A 2,263-nucleotide genomic window follows, 5' to 3' on the forward strand; every position below is an offset into this window, starting at 1 on the left:
CGCTGCCGGTGTTCGGCCTTTCACATCTGCTGGGCATCCAGCTGATGCCGCGCATCCGCAACTGGCGCGAATACAAGTTCTTCCGCCCCGATGAGGACATTCGTTACGAACACATCGACGCGCTGTTCCGGGACACTGTCGACTGGGATCTGATCGAGACCCACTGGAAAGACCTGATGCAAGTCGTGCTCTCGATCAAGACCGGCAAGATCGCGGCCTCGACGTTGATGCGCAAGCTGGGCAACTACAGCCGCAAGAACCGGCTGTACCAGGCCTTCAAGGCGCTCGGTTCCACCGTGCGCACCTTGTTCCTGCTGCAGTACATCTCCAACCGCGAGTTGCGCGAGCAGATCACCGCCTCGACCAACAAGGTGGAGGCTTACAACGGCTTCGCGAAGTACTTCTTCTTCGGCGGGGAAGGGGTGATTGCCGACAATGACCCCGTCGAGCAGGAGAAAGCCGTCAAGTACAACGACCTGGTCTTGAATGCCGTGATCTTCTACAACGTGGTCGAACAGACCCGAATCATGACGTCTCTGATGCGGCAGGGGTGGAAGATCACGCGGGAGGACGTGGCGTGCCTCAGCCCGTACGTGACCAGCCATGTGAAACGCTTCGGGGATTACCTGATTGATGTGGAGGCGGTTCCGGAACCGTATGAGACTGAACTGGCATTGGCAGGGTAGTTTTGGTGCGCCAAAATATCCGCTAACTCACTGATGCAATGAGTGAAATCCAATTTTGCGAGCTATTTTACACGTATGTCGGCTGAACCCCATAACCACCGGCTAGCAAGATGGGCGCGGGTGCGGACCGAGCTGGCCAGTGGAATACCTCATAGCCCAAAACCCGTGACAGGCAGCGTCAAGCAAGGACGCCAAACGCCGGCCACCTTGAACCATTTGCCACCTGGAGTGCGCAACTGGGAAAACCAGCCAGTCATCTTTGACTGCGTTGAATGGGTACTCGGATTGCGTCGGTGGACCATCAAAGAAAGCGGTGCCCAGCGCCCCAGTAGCGCATGTCGCACGGCTCGATGCCGTAGTTTTCCTAGGTGACTAGCGTCATCGTCCGGTCCGCTGCTGTGGAGGGATCAGCATTGGTAGGCGGCCAGGGCGCACAGGAGCGTCAACAGCGCCATTTCGCATAATGTATAGAGGGTCGGTTATCGCGATAGGGGAGAAGGCCATCACGACAGCCTCATGAGTCCCTGCGCGGACGCCTACGGCCACCAGCGCCAGCACCCCGACCACCGCGGTGATCGGGGTCAGCCTGTCCAGCACCGATTTCCATAGCGCCCGCTCGACTTGGGTCTCTGCGCGTTCGGCGTGAATCCTCGCCATCCAGCTCGCTCCGTCCAGCTTGGCAAGCGCGCACAGCTGCGCAATTCGCTCGTCTGGCAGTGCATATCTGCCTGAGCGCCACGAGCTGACCATCGCTCGTGTCACCCCTAGCTTTTGAGCTAACGCATTGTCTGAACTGAATTTTCCGCCTGCTCGCACCAGGTCGATCAGTTCGTTTTCCGCGCTCATGTTTAGTTGACCTTTACATTCATGTTTCGCTGAACTATACAAGCGCCTGCGTTTAGCGTGGCTAAGCGCCCCTCCCCCCCGGTACCCCCCGGGGGCCGAGGGTCAGGGTAGGGTAGCGGCCGCTCTAGCGAGTGGCCTCGAAGCGACAGCAACAGGGGACATTTCGTGACGCATCACTTTATTCTGGCTGGCTTGCTGGTGCTGATCGCCTGCGCATACCTGCGCGGGTTGCTCGGCTATCTCGGTTATGCCAAGCAGCGTCGTTTCGACCTGGTCGATGCCAATTACCGCGCCGCCAGCCTGGTCGCCAATGCCAAGCGGGATGCCCGCATTCTTCGCCAGCGCGAAGAAGACCGCATTGCTGCCGCTGACTATCTCGACCCCTACATCGTTGCCGCCGAGCTGCGTGCGGAACGTCTGAGCGACGCCACGATGTGTGAAGCGGAGTGGTCCGCATGAGTCGCGACCTGGTCGAAATCCCCGGCATGAAGTTGCACACGTTGTTTGACCTGGTCAGCTGGTCGCGCGAGTGCGGCAATGCCGACCTGGTCGAAACCTACGAGGCGATGATCGAGCAGCGCATCCAGTTGATCGGCAACACCCCGGCGGTGGCTCTGTGACCCCGCTGCTCGCCCCTTGCCTACCCTTTTCACCGGTCGCAGCCTGCAATCAGGCCGGTGCAGGCCCGGCGCACCCGGTTGGCCCGAGCAGTAACACGGGCCAAAAGTCTC

The 2,263-nt window shown here is 59.8% G+C and carries 4 protein-coding genes; 3 read left to right on the plus strand and 1 reads right to left on the minus strand.

Annotation, left to right across the window (positions count from 1 at the left end):
- The coding region (locus J7360_RS18270) for a Tn3 family transposase (RefSeq protein ID WP_209034414.1) at positions 1 to 686 on the plus strand (686 nt) is incomplete at its 5' end.
- A 378-nt stretch (positions 687 to 1,064) separates the two neighbouring features.
- Here J7360_RS18270 and J7360_RS18275 read toward each other — a convergent pair.
- The gene (locus J7360_RS18275) at positions 1,065 to 1,532 is read right to left on the minus strand and encodes a DUF3693 domain-containing protein (RefSeq protein WP_209034416.1); all 468 of its coding nucleotides are present in this window, start codon (positions 1,530 to 1,532) and stop codon (positions 1,065 to 1,067) included.
- 165 nt (positions 1,533 to 1,697) lie between these two features.
- Here J7360_RS18275 and J7360_RS18280 point away from each other — a divergent pair, with 165 nt between their 5' ends.
- Both J7360_RS18280 and J7360_RS18285 read left to right on the plus strand, forming a co-directional pair.
- Positions 1,698 to 1,991 carry a hypothetical protein gene (locus tag J7360_RS18280; protein WP_209034418.1) on the plus strand — a complete coding sequence of 98 codons (294 nt, stop codon included), beginning with the start codon at positions 1,698 to 1,700 and terminating at the stop codon, positions 1,989 to 1,991.
- Positions 1,988 to 2,152 (plus strand): hypothetical protein, encoded by a 165-nt coding sequence (locus J7360_RS18285; protein ID WP_209034420.1) that lies wholly within the window; start codon positions 1,988 to 1,990, stop codon positions 2,150 to 2,152. The genes J7360_RS18280 and J7360_RS18285 overlap by 4 nt, the downstream gene beginning before the upstream one ends.
- The last annotated feature ends 111 nt before the right edge of the window (positions 2,153 to 2,263 follow it).

It is taken from the genome of Xanthomonas sp. D-99, from assembly GCF_017746145.1.
Lineage (GTDB): Bacteria > Pseudomonadota > Gammaproteobacteria > Xanthomonadales > Xanthomonadaceae > Xanthomonas > Xanthomonas cissicola.

Coding starts and splice junctions, on each gene's coding strand:
- J7360_RS18285 (WP_209034420.1), top strand. CDS start 1,988: ATGAGTCGCGACCTGGTCGAAATCCCCGGCATGAAGTTGCACACGTTG.
- J7360_RS18275 (WP_209034416.1), bottom strand. CDS start 1,532: ATGAGCGCGGAAAACGAACTGATCGACCTGGTGCGAGCAGGCGGAAAA.